This is a genomic window from Dyadobacter soli, assembly GCF_900101885.1.
Taxonomy (GTDB): domain Bacteria; phylum Bacteroidota; class Bacteroidia; order Cytophagales; family Spirosomataceae; genus Dyadobacter; species Dyadobacter soli.
The window spans coordinates 13734-35556 of sequence record NZ_FNAN01000008.1; the positions used below are offsets into that span (position 1 = coordinate 13734).

Sequence of the window (21823 nt, forward strand, 5' to 3'; positions counted from 1 at the left end):
GTTTATTATATTTCCTCTTAATTAAAACGAACGAATGTCTGAAAACGATAACAAAAGGGGGCCACTCAACCCTAAAAGTCCTCAAAAAGGATATCAAGGTTGGATAATAGCCGCTCTGATCGCTACTATACTCGGAATCACGTACCTTAACCGCACATCAACCATCCGCGAAACCACTCAGAAGCGTTTCGAAAAAATGATGGCCGACAAGGAAGTGGAGCGCGTTACTATTGTGAATGACAAATCGGTAGAAGTTACGCTCAAACCCGAGGCGCTCAAACTCGACAAATACAGGGTTGTTGCAAAGGAAAACAACTATTTCGGCGGCGAAAGTGCATCGCATTACCAGTTTCAGGTAACGTCTGCGGAGACCTTCAAGAAGGATTTCGATAAAATGCAGGAAGGCACTCCGGATGACGATAAGGTGCCTTTTGTAGTAGATACCCGTAACGACTGGACCAGCTTCCTCGGAACCTGGGGCTTTTTCATTGTCATGATCCTGGTAATGTACTTCATCCTCGGCAGAATGTCGGGTGGTGTAGGCCCGGGTGGCCAGATATTCAATATCGGCCGTTCCCGTGCGACGCTTTTCGATGCGGAAAACAAGGTTAAGATCACATTTAACGACGTAGCCGGCCTTGACGAAGCGAAAGAAGAGATCAAGGAAATTGTAGAATACCTCCAAAGCCCTGACAAATTCAAGAAACTCGGTGCTAAAATCCCGAAAGGTGCATTGCTCGTAGGCCCTCCGGGAACGGGTAAAACATTGCTCGCAAAAGCGGTGGCAGGTGAAGCAGGCGTACCATTCTTCTCACTTTCAGGTTCCGATTTCGTGGAAATGTTCGTGGGTGTGGGTGCGGCGCGTGTGCGTGACTTGTTTAAGCAAGCGAAAGAAAAAGCACCTTGTATCATCTTCATCGATGAGATCGACGCCGTAGGGCGTTCACGTGGCCGTGGCGCAATGCCCGGTTCCAACGACGAACGCGAAAATACATTGAACTCCCTGCTCGTGGAAATGGACGGTTTCGCAACCGACTCCGGTATCATCATCGTAGCAGCTACCAACCGCCCCGACGTACTCGACCCTGCATTGCTTCGTCCGGGACGTTTCGACCGCCAGATTTCCGTCGACAAACCAGACGTTATCGGTCGCGAGGCGATTTTCAAAGTGCATTTGAAGCCATTGAAACTGGCTACCGACGTTAATATCCAGAAACTTTCGTCTCAAACTCCTGGCTTTGCCGGTGCTGAAATCGCGAACGTTTGTAACGAAGCAGCATTGATCGCCGCCCGCCGCAACCGCGAGGAAGTAACCATGCAGGATTTCCAGGACGCAATGGACCGCGTAATTGGTGGTTTGGAGAAGAAAAACAAGCTGATTTCACCGGAAGAGAAACAAATCGTAGCTTACCACGAGGCTGGTCACGCAGTGGCAGGCTGGTTCCTCGAACACGCCGATCCTTTGGTGAAAGTGTCGATCGTACCACGTGGTGTGGCGGCATTGGGTTACGCACAATACCTCCCGCGTGAGCAGTATCTGTACCGTACCGAGCAGCTGTTTGATGAGATGTGTATGACATTGGGTGGCCGTGCCGCGGAAGATGTGGTATTCGGCAAGATCTCTACCGGTGCATTGAGCGACCTTGAACGCGTTACGAAAGTGGCGTACAGCATGGTGACGATGTACGGTATGAACGAGCGCATCGGTAACATTTCATTCTACGATTCGAAACAAAGCGACTACGCATTCACCAAACCTTACTCGGAATCGACTTCACAGGCGATTGACGAAGAAGTAAGAAAACTGGTTGATCAGGCGTATCAATTCGTAAAAGGCCTCCTGGTTGAAAAACGTGAAGCATTGGAAGTACTGGCGAAAGAGCTTCTTGAAAAAGAAATCCTGTTCCAGGCCGACCTTGAAAAGCTGATCGGTAAACGTCCTTATGAAAAGGAAACGAGCTATCAGGCGTACATTAACCGCCGTTCGAACGAAGAAGCTGCGATCCACGAAGAAGTGGTGAAACACACGCTCGAAAAAGATCGTAAAGAAGAAGAAATGGCAGAAGCCGAAAAAAGCGCCGACAACGAATAAGGCGGTTTTTAAATGAATAAATAATGGATAGCCGGACAAATCAACCTGTCCGGCTATTATTTTTACCATATATCTAAATCACTTACCTAAAACCTTCAAAGTAATGTCCTTTGAAATTTTCAAACAGCAATTCGGCGACCTGACTGAATACGTTATACACGAGACTACCACTGAAAACCGCGCGGTAGTAATCCCTGAGCTGGGAGGCATTGTGCGGCAACTATCGCTGCGCAAAGGGCTGACACTCTTCTCAGTCCTGAAAACACCTCCCACCCCGGCGGCGCTGCTAGCCGATACGAAAAGCGCCAGCGAGCTGCTCTTCCCATTCGCAAGCCGCATTCCGGAAGGGAAATACAAGTTTTTGGGTAAAGCATATCAGTTACACAAAAACGAAGACGGCGGCCTCAACGCCATTCACGGACTGGTGCGTAAAAACCATTTCCATCTCGACGAGCAGGTTATTCACGAAGACAATGCGTCCATTCAGCTATCCTACACGATCGATAATGCAGAAGGTTATCCTTTTCAGGTCCACTTTTCAGTACGCTACACGCTGCATGCCGACGGCCGTTTCGAGCTGAAATACGAGGCTAAAAACAATGGACACGCACCTTGCCCGGCGATGTTTGGATGGCATCCCTACTGGGTGCTTGGGAATGAAGATGTGGAGGCCTGGAAGATCAATATTCCATCGAAAAAGCTGGTCACTTTCAATGAAAACCTCATCCCGATCGGTACAGAGCCTTTCGATATGGCAATGCCCGCATTGCTGCACCGGAAAGAGTTTGATAACGCTTTTATCGTAGAAAATAGCGGCGGCCACGCAGTAACCGAATTGATCTCGAAGAACCAGAATGTAACCCTGCGCATCGAGCAGGAAACCGGTGAAGGGAAGTTCAAATACCTAGTCGTATACACGCCTCCCGCACGCGATTGCGTAGCTATCGAGGCGCTCACGGCCAATGTGGATGCATTCAATACCGGCGAAGGCCTGAATATCCTAGCGCCCGGACACAGCATTGACGGCACGATCACGGTCAGCCTCGTTTGATGGCCTGGTCCTGTACCAGACCATTTTGTACCACAGCAGTCTCCAATGCGTCAAATACCCGATATGTGCCGCGACAATGGAAAGTTTATCCGACCACTTGTCGCGGTATTTTATATTGTATTGAAAAATGCGCCAGGTTTTGGTCTTCAACGATGGGCGTTCATTTTCCCAGTGCGCGAGCAGATCTTTCAGGAAGACTTCCGAAGGGTAATGTGCAGCCGCTCCCGCGTGCGTCAGGTAATTTCGGCCCGTAAGGTAACCCGCCACACCCAGCGATTCCAGTAGGAGCCTGTTGAAACCTTTCGCCCGGGTGACCTTCTCGATCAACGCCCAGTCCAGCGAATCGCCAAATTTATCGAGCAGGCGCACGAAATCGGCCATGTATTTCAGCTTGTCCCACTGCTCGACGCCGCCATGGTGGATTACCATCATAATCAGCTGCATTTCCAGCCCCGGCACGAGTACGGGTTTCCCCAGCATGCTGAAACTGATCAGGTTTCCGGCCAGCTCATCCCAGGTAAAGTTATAGCAGTACCGTGGATAAGTACTGTTCCATTGTATTTCCAAAGACTGCAAAGTATGCTCCTGCAACGGTGTGAGCGGCAGCTGATAGTCGGTATCGAGGTATTCGCTTGCAACGGTCTTTTGTTCAAGCAAATAATGGCGGTAGCTGTCGGCTGCAAAACCCTCGTCGAGTAGTATATCGAGACTTTTGGATACATCTTCTTTTCGAATGAAATAGTCGATGTCCCCGAATTCCCGTAATACAGGCTTGTCGTAGAGCATCCATGCCCATAATGCCCCTTTCATCGGAAAAGCCTTTACCTCGCTATCAATCAAGCGATTGTATATCCGGACGCAGATTCCAAGGAATGCCATATTTGTAACAGCCTGCCCGAGTGTGAATTCGCGGAGCGCGCTCAACTCATTTTCGGGAAGAGTTATTTCCTTTTCCTGCACATATTCGAATGCGAGTGGCCGGATCTGGTGCCAGCTGGCAAGGGAGGAAAATTTTTGCGGATCAAAAGTTTTATCTTCTATCTCGAACGGCTGGTGACCCGACGGCGATACTGCCGCCTCGATCAGATGTGCCAGTTCTCGTGAAATTTTGATCCGCTGCATCCTATTCCGCGATTAAATGTTCACGGACACTCGTTTCCACCCACTTTTCCAGGTTATCGAAGCCTTCCGGCCGCCTTTTGCGGAACAATTCGGCCGATTGGGCGCATTGAAGGCTTTGGAAAAAGTGTTTTTTGAGGTTATCGCCGCTGAGTAGTGTTGTCGGCAAAGGAAAATTACGCAGCATTTCGCCGGGTATTTCAGCCGCATTGATATTTTGAAACGCCGGTTTGTTCCGCGCCTTATGGAGGAAAAAGACCTTTTTCAGCGGCACTTCCTTCATTGAAAATTCACCGCGCGGCTGATAGGCAAATTTGTTGACGCCTTCGCTGACCGGTTCAAGGTCGGAGGCGTTATAATGCAGGCCATTGACTGTTTTTTCCCAGATTTTAAGCTGCGGATATGCTGGAATGATTACGGGTTTCCGATCTTCATCAAATGTAATTGCCGTAAGATCGTCGCTCAACAACCGGCAACCCGCCTTGATAAACGCAGCCGCCGTGCTTGATTTCCCCGCTCCTGGCATACCCATAAAGCACCACGCCTCGTCGCCCACCACCACTGAGCTCGCGTGGAGTAAAAAATGTCCTTTTTGGAACAAAATCAGACCTAATGCTTCACTGACTGTGAAAAGGCTGATAACGTTACCTTCCGTCGAAACCGGGGAAACGATCAGCTCGTTACCACCGGAAGCTTTGAAAGAAGCTACACCGGCCCAATCCAGGTACAATGCCTGATCTGTGTCTTGTCCGAAAAATGCCTTGATTCCGCGTCGGTAAATCTTCGTAGGACGCATTTGCGGCAGCTCAACTATACCTTTCCGTATGAAAACGTCGGTAGCCGAATGCGGGTCACCATCGGCGAGCTCGGGCAGGGAGATTTCTGAATGGATATGAAGGCCAAAGGCCGTGTAATGATGCATGTGTGTAAATTCAAATTAAATCATTCCCAAACCCAGAGGCGTTTGTAGGAAACAGTGTCGGGCCAGCGGCCGATGATGATGTTGCCATTCTGTTCCACCCAGGCGTGCGCCTCGAATTGCTTGGCGGGATTGATCTCTATACCGATTTCAAGGGTTAATGCAGGTGAATTGCGAAGCAGGTATTTGGTAGCGAGTGCCCTGGGGAGGCACAGAAGCTCAAAAGGCAGCAGGTTTGCGGCGGTATCCACAGCCCAAACGGTCCGCTCCATAGTTTCACGGCCAGCCTCCCGAATCCGGCTCGGGCGGCTAAGGCGATGGTACCATTTCCTGAACACCGAAAATGGCAGCAAAAGAAGACCGGTCTTGATCCACAGCAGGCACCACGAGGCCCGCAGGAAAAGCCATTTCTCCGGCCCGGACAAGCTCCGCCATTTCCCTATCAGCTTACCGATTTTGCCCAAAATTATTTGATTATTTCAACCAGTCGCTCCGAAATCAACTCCTTCAACAAACCATCAATGTCGTTTTTACAAGTATCGGCATCTACGTCGTACTCGCTGGTTACCACATCGCATAACGTTTCGATCGTCTGCGGTCCTTTCTCCAATGCATCCCAGATGAGCACGCCTACTTCGTCCAAACCATAATATGCACCCTTGCTGTGGTTGAGAATTACTGTTTCCCCCGCAACCTTGGACGAGATCTGTTCCGATGTAAGCTGATATTTCATTCTGAAAAGTTAAATCTGAAAGTATAATGTGCAACCGTTTTGTACAAAGTTAGAAATTTTAATTACTCAATCTCAAACTTTATTCCCTGTGCCAGCGGCAATGCGGTACCGTAATTGATCGTATTAGTTTGGCGCCGCATATAGGCTTTCCAGGCATCCGAACCTGATTCCCGGCCTCCGCCTGTCTCTTTTTCCCCACCGAATGCGCCACCGATCTCCGCACCGGATGTACCGATATTCACATTGGCAATACCACAATCGGAGCCTGCGAAAGACAAGAAGCGCTCCGCGTCGCGTAGGTCATTCGTAAAAATGGCGGACGAAAGCCCCTGTGGCACATCGTTTTGTAATGCTATGGCCTCATCGGCATCGCTGTAACGCATCAGGTACAGGATGGGTGCGAATGTTTCGTGCTGCACAATCGCCCAATGGTTTTCCACTTCCGCAATGCACGGCGAAACGTAGCACCCCGACGCATATTGATCGCCTTCCGGTATGCCGGGCTCCACCACAAATGTGCCACCAGCCTGTCTGATTTGTTCTGCGGCTTGTTGGTATTGAAGCACAGCTTGCCTATCGATCAACGGTCCAACGTGGTGGGTCGGATCCAGCGGGTTACCGATTTTCAACTGGCCGTACGCCTTTTTCAAACGGTTTTTTACCTCTTCAAATATTGATGCATGCACGATCAGCCGACGCGTGGAGGTACACCGCTGGCCGGCCGTTCCGACCGCCCCGAAAACAATGGCGGGGATGGCTACTTTCAGATCGGCTGTGGGCGTAACGATGATCGCATTGTTCCCGCCCAGTTCGAGCAAGCTTTTTCCCAATCTCCGCGCTACTGCCTCTCCTACCGAGCGGCCCATTGGAATACTTCCTGTGGCCGATACCAACTCAATCCGCCTATCCTGTGCGAGCCATTCGCCCACGTCGCGGCCACCGGAAACAATGCACGACACGCCCTCGGGCACATCACTTTCCTTTAATACGTCCTGGATAATATGCTGGCAGGCAATGGCTGTCAGCGGCGTTTTCTCCGACGGCTTCCACACGCACACGTTCCCGCATATCCACGCGATCATCGAGTTCCACGACCACACCGCCACCGGGAAGTTGAATGCTGAAATAATGCCTACCACGCCCAGCGGGTGCCATTGTTCGTACATCCGGTGCTGCGGGCGCTCGCTGTGCATGGTAAGGCCGTAAAGTTGGCGGGAAAGGCCGGTTGCAAAGTCGCAGATGTCGATCATTTCCTGGACCTCACCTAGCCCCTCCTGCAAGCTCTTGCCCATTTCGTAACTGACCAACGTGCCAAGCGCTTCCTTGTTTTCACGCAGTTTGACGCCCATTTGCCGCACTATTTCCCCCCGTTTCGGCGCGGGCAGGCTCCGCCACGTTTTGAACGCGAGCGACGCCGTCTCCACTACACGGTCGTAATCGGTGCGCGCGGCTTGTGATACCGCACCAATTTTCCGGCCGTCGACCGGAGAAAACGATTCCAGCAATGCACCACCACCCTGCCAGCCCGACCGGCCCGTTGTCACGCCATGATTAATACCGGTTATGCCCAGCTTTTCAAGTATTACATTTATTTCTTTCATACCAACTCAACCTACATTCCTGAAAAACTGCCCGTTCGTCGTCTTGAAAAAATCGGCCAGCGCAATGTCCTCCTGCCGGATAAACCCGCTTGCGGGCAAGGTGCCGTCTGCCACCATCTCCACTACCGACGCAATGGAGGCCGCCGTAGTCCAGGAAATGGCACGCCAATGCTGGCCATCGATCTCGATCGGATGGTAGGCCTCGTAAAACTCCTCCCTTTCGAGGTGGCTGCCCTTCCAGCCTTCCACTACCGCGTATACATACACCACGTCCTGCTGCACGGGCGGCTTGGCCTCGGTGAGGATTTCTTCCACCAATGCGCGTTTATCTTTCAGGCAAAGCTCATAGAGCAGGAAGCGCATCAGGCTGCAATGGCCGGGATAGCGAATGGTTTTGTAATTCAATGTATCCACCTTTCCTTCCAGCGTTTCACACATCGTGGCAAGGCCTCCCGAGGTGCTGAATGCTTCGAATTCCTGCCCTTCGATATTGATCATTTCAATGCCTTCGAGGGAGGGTACCATTTTGCGGACGCCGTTATGGATCACCTCCGCGTCGTTCAGGTACTCGTTTACCACACCGGCTGGCGACCAGGTGAACGAATACCCCATCTGCCCGTTCGGGTAGCGCGGTAATGCGCCTACGCGAAGCTCGATATCACGGATTTTGGTAAAACGTTTGGCCAGGTCCATTCCTACAATGCCGATGAAGCCCGGCGCCAGACCGCATTGGGGCGCAAGCACGCTGCGGCTGTCTTTGGCCATTTCGCGGATGGCGGCTGTGGTAGGAACGTCTTCCGTAAGGTCGAAATAGTGGATTCCTGCCTTGTGGGCGCGTTGCGCGATGGGCAGGTTGAGGTTATAGGGCATACAGGACACCACAGCGTCGAAACCGGCCAGTACCTGATCCAGAAACGCGCCATCGTTTACATCGCCGGCCACTACATCAAAGGGCAACTGCACGACCGGTTCGGCCTTGTCGACCCCGGTAACCTGGAAACGTTTGCTCAGCAAAGTCGCGACGAGCGAGCCCACTTTTCCCAATCCGATCACAAGTACTTTTTGCATGTATAGTTTTAAATGGTTTTAGTTGAAATTTTTGAAGCTATTTTGAAAGATAGAAAAAGAAATTGCAGTTTTTAAAACTTGCATGTCATTTTTGTAGGACAAATCAGGCATTATGACAATCACCATTGTGGGCGGCGGCGCTTCGGGTTTTATGGCGGCGATCACGGCTGCGGAGGCGTTTCCCGACGCGCGCATTACCATTCTTGAAAAGAGCAGGACGGTCCTCAACAAGGTCCGTATTTCCGGCGGCGGGCGATGCAACGTCACGCACCGGCCTCACGAGCTGCGGAATTTTATCAAAAATTATCCAAGGGGAGAAAAGCTCCTCCGCAAGCTCCTGCCCCATTTCGACGCCGATGCCACGGTTGAATGGTTTGAAAAAAGAGGGGTTCAACTCAAAACCGAAGCGGACGGGCGCATGTTTCCGACTACGGATTCTTCCCATACCATTATTGAATGCCTTACCAAAACAGCCCGAAACCTGAATATCGAAATCAGGACGAGTGTGCATGTAGATTCTTTTGAAAAAACGGGAGACACATTCGAATTGAAGATCGTCAATGGAGAACCCATTACTACCGATCGCTTATTGATCGCAACCGGCGGCTATCCGCGAGCAGAAAGTTTTGACTGGCTGGAAGAACACCGGCACGGGATTGTGCCACCATTACCCTCACTGTTTACATTTAATACCCCAGAAAACTATCTGTTACCGCTGGCCGGTGTGTCTGTCAAAGATGCATTGGTTAAAATATCGGGTACCAAACATGAGTGGCGCGGGCCGCTGCTGATCACGCATTGGGGTTTCAGCGGACCGGCAGTACTGAAACTCTCGGCCTGGGGCGCCCGTGACCTTGCTGAAAAGGATTACCAATTCACCTGCCGCATTAACTGGCTGCCTGAAATGAAGGAGCAGGAAGTAAGAGATTTTCTTTTGGCCGAAAAAACCAATACTTCCAAACAGCAGATCGCTTCCCATGCCCGGTTCGGGCTACCCTCGCGGCTCTGGAAAGCATTTACCGAAAAAGCGGAAATCCCCGATACATTACGCTGGGGCGATGCGAGCCACAAGGTGCTGAACCGTATGACCGAACTGCTAACCAACAGTCAGCATGAGGTGAAGGGCAAAACCACCTTCAAAGAGGAATTTGTAACCTGCGGCGGCATTGCATTAGCCGATATCGATCCTGAAACATTGCAGAGCCGGTCTGTTCCAGGACTTTTCTTTGCGGGGGAAGTAATGGACGTCGACGGCATTACCGGTGGTTTCAATTTCCAGAATGCCTGGACGACGGGCTACATTGTCGGGAAAAATATAGGGCTTTAATCGCCGGCCATGGTGTCGAAATAGGCGCGTACCTTCCTGGCTCTGTCGAGGCCGATCAGGTCCGTCAGCGTTTCGACGGAACTTTCGCGGATCGCGCGCACGGAACCGAAATGCTTTAAAAGCTTTGTAGCCGTCACTTTCCCGACACCTACGACGCCTTCCAGCTCGCTTACCAGGCTTGCCTTGCTGCGCTTGTCGCGGTGGAAAGTGATCGCAAACCGGTGGGCTTCGTCACGGATCTGCTGGATCAGTTTCAGGGATTCGGATCGCTTATCGATGTATAGCGGCAGCGGATCTTCCGGGAAATAGATTTCTTCCAACCTTTTGGCAATACCGATAATAGGGACCTGCCCGTAAATGCCGAGGCTTTTCAAAGCATCACAGGCCGCGCCGAGCTGCCCTTTGCCACCGTCGACCACGATCAGGTCGGGCAATGGCTGCTCCTCCGCGATCAGGCGCAGGTACCGGCGGCTCACGATCTCGTTCATCGAGGCAAAGTCGTTCGGGCCTATCACCGTTTTGATATTGAAATGCCGGTAATCTTTTTTCGACGGCTTCCCTTCTTTGAAGCAAACCATCGACGCCACGGGATTAGTACCCTGGATGTTGGAGTTATCGAAGCATTCAATGTGCCGAGGCAGCGTTTTGATCTGCAAATCGGCTTTCAATCGTATCAATACCCGGTCTTTTTTCGAGGTCGTGGCAGATGCTTCCACCTCGCGGCGCTCCGTTCTTTCCCTTCTGAAATACATCACATTCTTCATCGACATATCCAGCAGTTTCTTCTTGTCGCCGATCTGCGGGACGGTCACTTCGAGGCGCATATCCAGGTCCGGTTTCAGGTTGGAAACCAGCTCCTTCGCTTCCGAACCATACGTCGAGCGCATTTCCACGATCATCATCGAAAGGATTTCCATATCGCTTTCGTCGAGCTTTTTCCTGACTTCCAGCGTCTGGGTCGCCACCATGTACCCTTCTTTTATTTTCATAAAATTCAGGTAAGCGGCTTCCTCGTCGGAAACAATGGTGAGCACGTCGATATTCCCGATGCGCGGGTTGATCACCGTGGCTTTGCTCTGAAAATTTGATAAATGCTCGATTTTCGTTTTCCAGGCGTGCGCTCTTTCAAATGCCATTTGCTCGGCGGCTTCCAACATTTTCTCCTTGAAATACTGCTGCGGCGACGACAAGTTGCCTTTGAGTATATTATGAACCTGCTCGATCTCCGCATTGTATTCATCCTCGCCTTGCAAACCTTCGCACGGGCCTTTGCAGTTACCGATGTGGTATTCCAGGCAAACTTTGAATTTTTTGGCCTCGATATTCGATTTCGTCAGCGGCAGCTGGCACGAGCGGATCTGGTATAATGCCTTGAACATATCCAGCAGCGTGTGCATCGAGCGCAGATTGGCGAACGGCCCGTAAAACGTGCCTTTGGTACGGTCCATATTCCGCGTGGGGAATACGCGTGGGAATGGCTCATCGGTCACACAAATGAACGGGTAGGTCTTATCGTCTTTGAGCAGGATATTGAACTTGGGCTGCAACTGCTTGATCAGCTGGTTTTCCAGCAGCAATGCGTCCCATTCGCTCAAAACAATGGTAAATTCGATCCGGCGGATCTGGCTCACGAGCCGTCTGGTTTTACGGTCGTGCTGATTGTTTTTCAAAAAGTAGCTCGAAACCCGGTTGCGCAGGCTTTTTGCTTTCCCTACATATATTACCTCGCCGGTTTCATCGAAATACCGGTACACACCGGGATCGAGAGGAAGTTTGGCGAGTTCTTCTTTATAATTGAATTCAGACATTGAATGTGATTTAGGACTAAACTGCGCCCCTGTTGAAGAAAAACAACCGCACCAATTGAAAAGTTGCGTCGCTCACGAGCTGGAATGCCTCACCTTGGGCGGCATTGAGATCCATCGGCCGGTTGAGCACTGATACAGCATAGGTCATGCCCGCTTCTTTCGCCTGCTCAGGGGTAATCTGCAAAGTACCGCAGACGACCGCCAGCGGCACGCGATGGCTTTTGCAAAGTCCGGCTAGCCCTTTAACAACCTTTCCTGCCAGCGTCTGCTCGTCTACCTTCCCTTCGCCAGTAATGACCAGATCCGCATTGGCCACCAGCGAAGCGACGTTACTTTGCTCCATCACGATACTGATACCATCTTTCAAAGTAGCATTCAAAAACCACATACAGCCGGCGCCCAGGCCTCCTGCTGCACCTGCGCCCGGTACCAGGCTCACGTCACGCCCGAATGCACGCGTAGCTACGTGCGCAAGGTTTTCAAGACCCTGATCGAGCTGCACTACCATTTCAGGATCGGCACCTTTCTGCGGGCCGTATATAAATGCCGCCCCGTCCTTCCCGAACAAGGGATTCGTGACGTCACAAGCCACTATTACCGAAACCAATGCAAGCCGCGGATCGGCATTATGCGAATCAATCGACGCGATTTTCGCCAGCGATTCGCCATTTGGAAGCAATGTATGCCCTGCCGCGTCTTTGAATGCGTAACCGAGCGCTTCCGCCATGCCGATGCCGCCGTCAGTGGTTGCACTTCCGCCGATTCCGAGAATGATCTTTTTTACACCCCGGTCCAATGCATCTACAATGAGCTGCCCCGTCCCGAATGTGCTCGTTCGCAGCGGGTTGCGATCCTCTGTCTTCAAAAGTCCCAGCCCCGAAGCCGCTGCCATTTCAATGAATGCAACCTGATGATCTTCGGAAATACCATAGGTAGCTTTGATCTGCCGGTTCAGCGGGTCCATGACCGTTACCGTCACTTCGGTGCCATTGGCACGCTGTGTCAATATCTTCGAAGTGCCTTCGCCGCCATCGGCCAGCGGTATCGCCGTTACTTTTGCATTGGGGTATGCCTTTTTGATGCCATCGGTAATGGCGTCGCATACTTCCGCAGCTTCCAGCGAACCGCGAAACTTGTCAGGGGCAACGAGGATATTCACGGGCAGGGATTTAATGGGTCAGAATAAAACGCCTTCGTCGTCGGACCGCGATGGCGGAACGTAAGTATCGGTACTGTCGGTCGTCACGCCGCCGCATTCGCGGACGTAGTTTTCAGGTTTATTGAAAGGTATTTTGCGATACTGTACCAATGTGGGATCAGCGTATACTTTTTGCATGAACAATCCCCAGGCCGGCATGGCAATGCGTCCGCCTTGCCCGTAGGCGATCGTGCGGAAGTGAATGCTGCGGTCTTCGCCGCCTACCCAAATGCCCGACACAAGGTTTTGCGTCATACCCATGAACCAACCGTCGGAGTAGTTGGAAGTAGTCCCGGTTTTAGCAGCGATCTCATTGCCTTCGGTCACGCCATACTGACGCAAACGGCCAGCCGTTCCACCCGGATCTTCCACGGCTCCACGCATCAGGTAGAGCATATTATAGGCCATATTGGCACTGATTTCCTGGTTTTGTTTCTGGAAGAACTCCTGCAATACATTGCCGTAACGGTCTTCGATGCGCAGGATCGTCATCGGTTCCGTGCGGTGGCCGCCATTCGCGAATGCGCAGTAGGCACCTACCATTTCGTACACCGAAACATCGCTGATACCCAAACATAATGAAGGAACCTCCTGCAATTTGGAGGTAATGCCGAGCTTGTGCGCATATTCCACCACCGCTTTCGGCCGCACCATTTTCATCAGGTAAGCACTCACCGTGTTCACCGATTTCCCCAGCGCCTGCCGCAGCGACAGCGATTGGTAAGAGTATTTGTTATTGGAGTTTTTAGGCGACCATCCTCCTGGTACCCCGTCGGAAAGCCCGAAGAAAATGGGCTGGTCGGTAACATGGTCGCAGGGTGTCAGGAAGTTTTTGTCCAATGCCGAAACATAGACAAACGGTTTGAAAGTAGAACCCGGCTGCCGCGATCCCTGTTTTACATGATCGTATTTGAAATACTTAAAATTAATACCTCCTACCCACGCCTTCACGTGCCCGTTACGCGGGTCCATGGACATCATACCTGCGCGCAGGAAGCGTTTGTAATAAGCAATGGAATCCAGCGGGCTCATGGTGACTTCCTTCTCTCCATTCCAGGTGAAAACCTTCATTTTGTAAGGCTTTTTCATGATTTTCCACGCGGCTTCTTCTCCCAGGTCCCTTTTGAGGGAAATGAAATGCGGGGAGCGCTTTGCGGCGGTGGTAATGAAACCCGGTATTTCCTTGCCATTATCGAATGTCCACGGATTGCGGCCTTTCCAGTGCTCGTCGAACAGTTTTTGCTGCGCCTTCATGTGCTCGGTCAATGCGGCTTCCTGGTAGCGTTGCATGCGCGAATCGATGGTGGTATAAATACGCAGGCCGCTTGTGTAAAGGTCGAGGTCGGTGTCGTGTTCCTCGTTATAGAGCTTTACCCAGCTTTTGAGGTACCCGCGCATGGATTCGCGGAAATACGGCGCGAGGCCGGTGTTGTGGCTATCGACGGTGAAGTTCAGCCCCAGCGATTTGTCTTTAAATTTATTAAAATCGTCTTCACGGATGTAATCATACTTATACATCTGCGCCAGAACCGTGTTTCTCCGGTTCAATGCATTGGTCGGGAAACGCAATGGGTTGAACAACGTGGGGTTTTGCAGCATACCTACCAGCAATGCAGCCTCGGTCACATTCAAATCCCAGGGTTCTTTATCAAAATAGGTTTTGGAAGCGACTTTGATACCGTATGTGTTATTACCAAACGAAACCGTATTCAGGTACATCTGCATGATTTCCTGTTTGGTATACTTCCTTTCCAGCACCACTGCCAGCACCCATTCCTTGGTTTTGGCAATCACAATGCGGACTACCGGGATTTTACCAAGCAGCCCTTCATATTCTTCGGAACGCGTATTAAAAAGGTTTTTGGCAACCTGCTGCGTCAGCGTGCTACCGCCCCCGGAGCTCGAACTTCCGGAAACAACGCCTTTGAATACCCTCGCCAAGCTCCGCGGATCGATCCCTGAGTGGTTTACAAAACGGGCGTCCTCCGTCGCAACGAGCGCGTCGATGAGGTTAGGGGAAATTTGTGCGATGTCGATCGGCGTCCGGTTCTCGAAGAAGTATTTGCCCAGCGACTTGCCATCTTCGCTGATCAGCTCCGACGCGAGTTCGCTCTTCGGGTTTTCGAGGGTTTTCAGGTCGGGCATACTGCCGAACAACCACAAAAAGTTAAAACTGACGGCAACGATGTAGAATATGATCAGACCCAGTCCCAGGCCAACGAACCGCCAGAGACGGACAATGGTGCGCCGATACTTTCCGGGTTGTAATTCAATCATAGATGTGGGGTGATAGGTTACTGTAAAAGGCAAATATACAATTTCAGCCTATTATCTCTTGCCCATCGACACGGAATTGAAGTCCTGCATTTCTTTGAGGCGCGGCAGGTAAATGCTGGTCGGATAGAGCCTCATGAACTCGGTAATGGCCTGGCCGTAGGCGTCTTTGCCCCGCACTTTGCCGATCAGGAAAACGCGCAGCAATGCAAACTTATCTTCCATCGAACTGCCTTTGTAGGACGGCAGGTTTTTCTCGATGTCTTCCAGTGCCTTGGTGTAATTGCCATCGGCATACAGTTTGTACATCGCTTCGTACTCCTTCGTCGCATTGCCGGATGTACCGCCGGCGTCCGTGGATTTATTGACCAGCCGGGCGTAAGTGGAAGTCGGATATTCGCTCAGCAGCTTCGATTTCCACGATTCTTTCTGAGCCGCATTTTCCTCGTTGCTCAGGAAAAGCAGGTAGTAAATCTCGTCTTTGTATTGTGTTTTGGGGTATTCAGACAGTACGCGTTCAAATGCAGCGATAGCACGGTTGGATTCTTTGAGGTCGAAGCGGTAAATTTTGCCCAGGTTGTAAAGCGCGTCTTCCTTTTTCTTTTGCGAAGCGGCAAATGCCGTATCCGATAGCGGAACGTCCTTTTTAAGCAATGCATGCACCTGATCCCATTCCGCGGTGCCTTTTTTCAAACCGGTATTTTCTTGAGTGGTCTGCGCGACGGCAGTGCTGTCAGTGCCTCCGGCTGCATTATTTCCTGCAAGCGACCGCAACGGGCGACTGCTTCGGCGCCAGTCATCTTCCAGCGGGCGGTTACCCCAGGCCCTTTTGAAGTCGATTTTACCTTTGTTAACCAATGCAGGGTCGTACAATTCCCAGCGGCGCTCTCCACCGGTTGCCAGCGGGTTGCCTCCACCTTGTTGCAGACTTGCATTCTGTGCGGCGATCTGTGCTTTTCTTGCCTTTTCTTCCTCTTCAAGCCGCTTTTTTTCTTTGGCTTCGATGATCGCGTCGATCTTGTTGTCCAATGCGGCCGGGTTCATTTTGGCGAGCCGTTGCAGGCTGTCCTCTGCCGAAACAATGGTGTACTGTGTCACAAAATTGTCGAGCGCCCGCTTTCTGTCGGATACCAGGCGGTATTCGGGCGCTTCCTGCGGGAGAATGGCCAATGCGCTGTCGTAATAAGCTTTGGACATTTCGAAATTTTCCCGCGATTCGTATTCAATCCGGGCCAGTTGCAGGTAAGTATAAGCCTTTTGCTGCATGTTGCCTTTTGATGCCGCTGCTGCTTTTTGCAAATAACTTACCGCTTCCGGTATCTGTTTTTTGTGCTCGGCCAGCAAACCCATCGTGAAATACACCCGGTCTTTCAGGTCGTCGTTTTTACGGTCGCGGAGCATTTTGTCAAAACCGACATTGGTAATGTCGCGCTCCGGGTTCAGTACCACCGCGTTTTGCAGGGAATTCATATTGGAATAAAAGCCGAGGTCGTAATTGGGCTTATTCCGGTTGACGCTCTTATAATGCCTGTTAGCCAATGCATACTGGCCGAGGCGATCGTACATCTGCGCAGCCGCGAAATGAATGCGCGCGGTTTCGGTCGATTTCTTCAAAAGCGGGAATGTCTCTTCCAGGATGGCCACGGAAGTCAGGTACTCCCCGTTTTGCTGGTGCAGGTATGCTTTGGTAAGGTAAAAATCGCGTTGCGATGATTTGCTGAGCGGCTGCTGGCTGAGGTGCTCCGCCACGCCTACTGCATTGGAATAGTCCTTATGCTCGATATAGGCCCGCATGAGCAGGATTAACGCATTGTTCTTATCATTCTCGTCACGCCCGTTTGCGTATACGTAACGCAATGCTTCCAGGCCGTCGGCCCACTGGCCCAGGTAAAGCCTCGATTTACCTAAAAGAATGTAGCTATTATCGATCCATTTGCTGTTCTGGTGCTTCTCGGCCACGATCGACGCCTTTTTGATCGCATCCAGCAACTTGGGTTTCACCGGCTGCGCGAGAATGGAATCCATCGGAAGCAGTATCGGAAGCAGGCTGTTGTAATTCTCCTTGTAAGCCTTCTGCATTTCATATTCCGCTTCCAGCATATCCTGCTCTGCCATAAAATAGGCATTGTACCGCGCCGATACATTGTGAAAGGTGATGGCACCCGGCCGTGAACTGTACTGCGAGCAGGCAGCTACGACGATCATCATGACAAGTAGCGGTAATGTGCGTCGGATATGGGAGGTAAAACGGTCGATCACGAAATTGACTTTATGGGATGTTCGTCTATGTGCCAGGTTTACAAACCTAAAACGGTATTTTCAATAAATGCGTATCGAAGATAATGCCATTTGCAAAATTTGAAGCAATTTTACCCTGATATTCTACCATTGTTTTTCAACCGAAACGGTTAGCCTCTGAATTATGGAAGATCCGAAAAAGCCCAATGGCAAAGGCCAGTCGACACGCTTCCTGAAATACTCGGGAATGGCGATGCAGATGCTGGGCACCATTCTGGTGTTCACCTACGGGGGTTACAAGCTCGATGAATGGCAGCAGAACAAGGTGCCTGTGTGGACGCTCGTACTCTCGCTAGTCTCCATTGCGGCCTCCCTCTACCTGTTGATAAGAAGTTTTACCAAACAATAATCGCTCCCCGCAGCCGCACGCGCATGCTTCGTACCCTGATCGCAACCATTTTGCTCGGAATTGTATTTTTCCTTGCTCAAAGATTTCACGCCGATTCTTTCCTGCATCCTTATATATGGTACATTCTCGTGTTCTTTTTCGGACTCGCGTTTCTGGTTCACCGGCTCATAGAATTCGGAATGCGGAACAAGCGTGAGAAATTTGTCACATTTTACATTTCCAGCATCGTTGCGCGGATCATTCTGAGCATCATTTTCATCGGCCTTTTTTTGTATAGAGGGCTAACTGATTCATTCCTATTCGTTATCAACTTTTTTGCACTCTATTTATTTTACACATGCTTTGAAATATATGGTTTGTATCGTAACTTGCGCCGCGATTGACAAAGCATAGTATTTCAAGCATTTATGTATACCCATCTGAGACGGTTTTTTACTATCGCCCTTATAGCGGCAACATGCGTTTTTAACCTCCCGGCCCGCGCCGACGAACCTGCCCAGCACGAAGCCGGAAAGATCGCCGAAGCCGTGAACCAGGAAGAGCATAAAATTGAACATAAGCTTGAAGAGCACGAAGCGAAGTTCAATATCGGAGAAATGATCATGCACCACATCGCCGACTCCCACGAATGGGAATTCTCGCACGGTGTAGTCCTTCCGCTTCCTGTAATCCTTTATTCGGAAGACCGCGGTATCGAGGTTTTCATGTCTTCCAACTTCCACAACGAACACCACGAATACAACGGCTACCACCTGGTACACGGTGAATCGGAGCAAATCGTGCCTGTTGACGAAGCGCGTAAAATCTACGACTTCTCGGTCACGAAAAACGTAGCTTCGATGCTCATCAGCGCATTGATCCTGATCCTCGTTTTCACAGGCGTTGCAAGCTTCTATAAAAACAGCAAAGGCAAAGCGCCAAAAGGTTTCGCATCGGCGATGGAGGTAATTATCCTCTTCATTCGCGACGAAGTAGTGAAACCGAACGTAGGCCCGAAATACGAAAAATACCTGCCTTACCTGCTCACGTTGTTCTTCTTTATCCTGATCAACAACATCATGGGTCTGCTTCCGGGCTCGGCTAACCTTACCGGTAACATCGCCGTAACCATGACATTGGCAGTGCTTACATTCATCGTGGTTCACCTGAATGCAAACGGCAACTACTACAAGCACCTTCTGGCACCGACCGGCGTTCCGGCACCGCTGTTGATCATCATGATCCCGGTTGAGATCGTAGGTGTGTTCATGAAGCCATTCTCCCTGATGGTCCGGTTGTTCGCCAACATTACGGCAGGCCACATCATCCTTTTAAGCCTTTTCGGTCTGATCTTTATTTTCCAAAGCTTCGTGATCGCCCCGGTAATCTCCCTGTTCGCATTGTTCCTGAACTTCATCGAGATCATGGTAGCGTTCATCCAGGCGTTCATCTTCACACTACTATCGTCCATGTACATCGGAAGCGCTATCGAAGAGCATAGCCACGCCGACCACGGACACTGATTCTGAATCTCTTTTTTATTAATTTATATTTTAAAACAAACAAATTATGTTCGCTCAAATTTTGCTTCAAGCTGCTGAACAAGGTGGTGCAGGTCTTGCAGTTTTCGGTGCTGCTATCGGCGCAGGTCTTGCTGCTATCGGTGCAGGTCTTGGTATTGGTAAAATCGGTGGTAGCGCTGTTGAAGGTATCGCCCGTCAACCAGAAGCTGCTGGTGCAATCCAGACTGCCATGTTGATCATCGCGGCTCTTATCGAAGCGGTAGCGCTTTTCGCAGCGGTAATCTGTCTGCTTATCTCTTTCAAGCTTTAATAGAGCTTCCCGAAAGGGGAACGTTGCCCCGGCGCGCTAGGCCCGGATGCAATGCAAAAACATTCTCGTGGGAGCATTAGGCTTCCACGAAATTTTAATAAGAAGAGAGAAGATTTTAGATCGTTCTTACACTCAAAAACTCATTTAACTATGTCATTGCTTACTCCAAACCCAGGCCTTATTTTCTGGATGCTGGTAGTATTTTTGCTGGTAGTGTTCATCCTGTCCAAATTCGCCTGGAAACCCATCCTGAAAGGTTTGAAAGACCGCGAAAACGAAATCCAGGGTGCGCTTGACCTCGCAGAAAAAACACGTGCTGAAATGGCACAATTGAAGTCGGACAACGAGAAACTGATCGCAGAAGCGAATGCTATCCGTGACCAGATCCTTCGTGACGCGAAAGATGCATCCGACCGCACCATCGCAGAGTCGAAAGACAAAGCGGCGATCGAAGGCCAGAAAATCATTGAAAGCGCCCGCGAAACCATCCGCAACGAACAAGCGCTGGCCGTGAGCAAAATCAAACAGGAAGTAGCTACACTTTCATTGGAAATCGCTGAGAAAGTATTGCGCCGTGAATTGGCTGACAAGGCAGCACAGGAAAAACTGATCGCTGACCTGGCAACATCTGCACGTTTGAACTAATCAGCATTTAAAATCTCATTCCGATGTCAGTAAGTATTGTAGCATCCAGATATGCAAAATCGCTGATCGAGCTGGCGAAAGAAAAGAACGTGCTCGACACGGTTTATCAGGATATGCTGCTGTTTAAAGATACAGCAGACCAGAACCGCGGACTGATGCTTGCATTGAAAAGCCCGGTAGTGCGTCACGAGAAGAAATCAGGCATTCTGAAAGGTCTTTTCAAAGAGCGTGTTAGCCCGGTATCATTCGCGATATTTGATATTATCACCAAGAAAAACCGGGAATCCATTCTCGACGAAATCGCGGTGGAATTCATTAAAGCCTATAACAGCTACAAGGGAATCGAAAAGGCGACGGTGGTAACCCCTACCCCGCTGACCGACGAACTTCGTAAGCAATTCACCGATATTGTTGCCAAGGCAACCGGAAAGACGGTTGAACTCGCCGAGAAAGTAGATAATGCTTTGATTGGCGGATATGTGTTGACAGTAGGCGACCGTCAGATTGACGCTTCACTGCGCAGCCGTTTGAACGAACTTAAATTACAGTTAGTAAACTGAAATTTTTATCTGCATAATTTGGAAGACCCGGCTGCGATGCGGCCGGGTCTTTTTTTATGCTAGACTTTCATCTTTATTACATTCTTGTAGCTCGTTTCAATAGCCTGTACCGGCGGTACTTTCGCTACGTCCTGCTCCACGAAGAAATGCGTAAGGCCCGCGAGTTTACGGTTGGCGAAGATCTTCGCGAAATCGATAGAACCGGTTCCTACCTCGGCAAATGAGCCGTCCTTTTTGTCCATATCCTTCACGTGCCACAATGGGAAACGGCCAGGATATTTCTTGAACAATGCAACCGGGTCCAGACCTGCTTTTACGATCCAGTACAGATCCAATTCCAGCTTCACGAGCTTTGGATCAGTTTTGCCTGCAATGTAGTCGTAAGGCAGTTCATTGCCGATTTTCTTGAATTCGAAATCGTGGTTGTGGTAGCCGAATTGAAGGCCTGCTTTCTTCGCTACTTCACCCGATTTGTTGAACAGGTCCACGTAGCTTTTGTACTGATCGATCGTCTTGCGCTCCGATTCGGTCAGGTAAGCGCAGTTCACGTACTTCTGACCCAGTTCTGCCGCGTCATCTACTGCTTTCTGCCAGCCGTTGCTCAATGTACCTTTGGCTGTTTTGTTCTCCACACCGGCGCCATAATGGCCGCTTACGGGGTTAAGGCCCAGGTCACTGAGAATCTTCTTCATTTCCTTGGCCGTTTTGCCGAAGAATTTGCCGTCAGAATAGCCATAAAGCTCCACTTCCTTATAACCGACTGCCGACACCTTTTTCAGCGTGCCGAGGAGGTCTTTCGATATTTCATTGCGAAGTGTGTACAATTGCAAACCGATTGGCGAAGGGGCTTTCACATCCAGGCTCAGCTTCGAGAGCATGGGCGTAGCCAGCATGAATGCGCCGGCTTTGAGGAACGATTTCCGGGAAATCTTTTCGTTGTAATCCATTGGTTAAGATTCGAAAAATTAA

Annotated in this window: 19 protein-coding genes; 8 read left to right on the forward strand and 11 right to left on the reverse strand. The window is 50.6% G+C overall.

Annotated elements, in window-relative coordinates:
• The first annotated feature begins 34 nt into the window (after positions 1-34).
• Together ftsH and BLQ88_RS13810 are read left to right on the forward strand one after the other, a co-directional pair.
• Positions 35-2092: an ATP-dependent zinc metalloprotease FtsH gene (gene ftsH, locus BLQ88_RS13805; RefSeq protein ID WP_090150760.1), complete on the forward strand. Its 2058-nt coding sequence runs from the start codon at positions 35-37 to the stop codon at positions 2090-2092.
• A gap of 103 nt (positions 2093-2195) precedes the next feature.
• Positions 2196-3143 (forward strand): aldose 1-epimerase, encoded by a 948-nt coding sequence (locus tag BLQ88_RS13810; RefSeq protein ID WP_090150763.1) that lies wholly within the window; start codon positions 2196-2198, stop codon positions 3141-3143.
• Here the strand turns inward: BLQ88_RS13810 and BLQ88_RS13815 are convergent.
• From BLQ88_RS13815 to BLQ88_RS13840, 6 genes are all read right to left on the reverse strand, one after another.
• Positions 3093-4265 (reverse strand): nucleotidyltransferase domain-containing protein, encoded by a 1173-nt coding sequence (locus BLQ88_RS13815; RefSeq protein ID WP_090150764.1) that lies wholly within the window; start codon positions 4263-4265, stop codon positions 3093-3095. The genes BLQ88_RS13810 and BLQ88_RS13815 overlap by 51 nt on opposite strands.
• A gap of 1 nt (position 4266) precedes the next feature.
• Positions 4267-5184 (reverse strand): serine kinase, encoded by a 918-nt coding sequence (locus tag BLQ88_RS13820; RefSeq protein ID WP_090150767.1) that lies wholly within the window; start codon positions 5182-5184, stop codon positions 4267-4269.
• A gap of 20 nt (positions 5185-5204) precedes the next feature.
• Positions 5205-5645, reverse strand: coding sequence for a lasso peptide biosynthesis B2 protein (locus tag BLQ88_RS13825; protein ID WP_090150770.1), 441 nt, complete (start codon positions 5643-5645; stop codon positions 5205-5207).
• A 2-nt stretch (positions 5646-5647) separates the two neighbouring features.
• A complete protein-coding gene (locus BLQ88_RS13830; RefSeq protein WP_090150773.1) occupies positions 5648-5914 on the reverse strand; it encodes a PqqD family protein in 267 nt (88 codons plus the stop codon).
• Positions 5915-5976: 62 nt separating this feature from the next.
• Complete coding sequence (amaB, locus tag BLQ88_RS13835) at positions 5977-7515, reverse strand: L-piperidine-6-carboxylate dehydrogenase (protein WP_090150776.1); 1539 nt, start codon at positions 7513-7515, stop codon at positions 5977-5979.
• A gap of 6 nt (positions 7516-7521) precedes the next feature.
• Positions 7522-8583 carry a saccharopine dehydrogenase family protein gene (locus tag BLQ88_RS13840; RefSeq protein ID WP_090150779.1) on the reverse strand — a complete coding sequence of 354 codons (1062 nt, stop codon included), beginning with the start codon at positions 8581-8583 and terminating at the stop codon, positions 7522-7524.
• A 112-nt stretch (positions 8584-8695) separates the two neighbouring features.
• Between BLQ88_RS13840 and BLQ88_RS13845 the strand changes: the two genes are divergently transcribed.
• Positions 8696-9910 carry a BaiN/RdsA family NAD(P)/FAD-dependent oxidoreductase gene (locus BLQ88_RS13845; RefSeq protein WP_090150782.1) on the forward strand — a complete coding sequence of 405 codons (1215 nt, stop codon included), beginning with the start codon at positions 8696-8698 and terminating at the stop codon, positions 9908-9910.
• On the opposite strand, the gene uvrC is transcribed toward BLQ88_RS13845, so the two are convergent.
• From uvrC to porW, 4 genes are read right to left on the reverse strand one after another with little or no spacing between them, the layout of a single operon-like run.
• On the reverse strand, positions 9907-11718 hold the full coding sequence (uvrC, locus tag BLQ88_RS13850) for an excinuclease ABC subunit UvrC (protein ID WP_090150785.1): 1812 nt from the start codon (positions 11716-11718) through the stop codon (positions 9907-9909). The genes BLQ88_RS13845 and uvrC overlap by 4 nt on opposite strands.
• A gap of 16 nt (positions 11719-11734) precedes the next feature.
• Positions 11735-12877: a glycerate kinase gene (locus BLQ88_RS13855; protein WP_090150787.1), complete on the reverse strand. Its 1143-nt coding sequence runs from the start codon at positions 12875-12877 to the stop codon at positions 11735-11737.
• 18 nt (positions 12878-12895) lie between these two features.
• Complete coding sequence (locus BLQ88_RS13860) at positions 12896-15193, reverse strand: transglycosylase domain-containing protein (RefSeq protein WP_090150791.1); 2298 nt, start codon at positions 15191-15193, stop codon at positions 12896-12898.
• Positions 15194-15244: 51 nt separating this feature from the next.
• Entirely contained in the window at positions 15245-17398 is a 2154-nt protein-coding gene (gene porW, locus BLQ88_RS13865; protein WP_229212692.1) for a type IX secretion system periplasmic lipoprotein PorW/SprE, read from the reverse strand.
• 214 nt (positions 17399-17612) lie between these two features.
• On the opposite strand from porW, the gene BLQ88_RS13870 reads away from it, so the two are divergent.
• From BLQ88_RS13870 to atpH, 5 genes are all read left to right on the forward strand, one after another.
• Positions 17613-17837, forward strand: a complete 225-nt coding sequence (locus BLQ88_RS13870) for an AtpZ/AtpI family protein (protein WP_090150797.1) — start codon at positions 17613-17615, stop codon at positions 17835-17837.
• Between the two features lie 407 nt (positions 17838-18244).
• Positions 18245-19339, forward strand: a complete 1095-nt coding sequence (gene atpB, locus BLQ88_RS13880; RefSeq protein WP_090150803.1) for a F0F1 ATP synthase subunit A — start codon at positions 18245-18247, stop codon at positions 19337-19339.
• 46 nt (positions 19340-19385) lie between these two features.
• The gene (gene atpE, locus BLQ88_RS13885) at positions 19386-19649 is read left to right on the forward strand and encodes an ATP synthase F0 subunit C (protein ID WP_090150806.1); all 264 of its coding nucleotides are present in this window, start codon (positions 19386-19388) and stop codon (positions 19647-19649) included.
• A 150-nt stretch (positions 19650-19799) separates the two neighbouring features.
• Positions 19800-20294, forward strand: a complete 495-nt coding sequence (atpF, locus tag BLQ88_RS13890; RefSeq protein WP_229212693.1) for a F0F1 ATP synthase subunit B — start codon at positions 19800-19802, stop codon at positions 20292-20294.
• A gap of 23 nt (positions 20295-20317) precedes the next feature.
• Positions 20318-20854 (forward strand): ATP synthase F1 subunit delta, encoded by a 537-nt coding sequence (gene atpH / locus BLQ88_RS13895; protein ID WP_090150809.1) that lies wholly within the window; start codon positions 20318-20320, stop codon positions 20852-20854.
• Positions 20855-20913: 59 nt separating this feature from the next.
• On the opposite strand, the gene BLQ88_RS13900 is transcribed toward atpH, so the two are convergent.
• Positions 20914-21801 (reverse strand): sugar phosphate isomerase/epimerase family protein, encoded by an 888-nt coding sequence (locus BLQ88_RS13900; RefSeq protein WP_090150811.1) that lies wholly within the window; start codon positions 21799-21801, stop codon positions 20914-20916.
• Between the last annotated feature and the right edge of the window lie 22 nt (positions 21802-21823).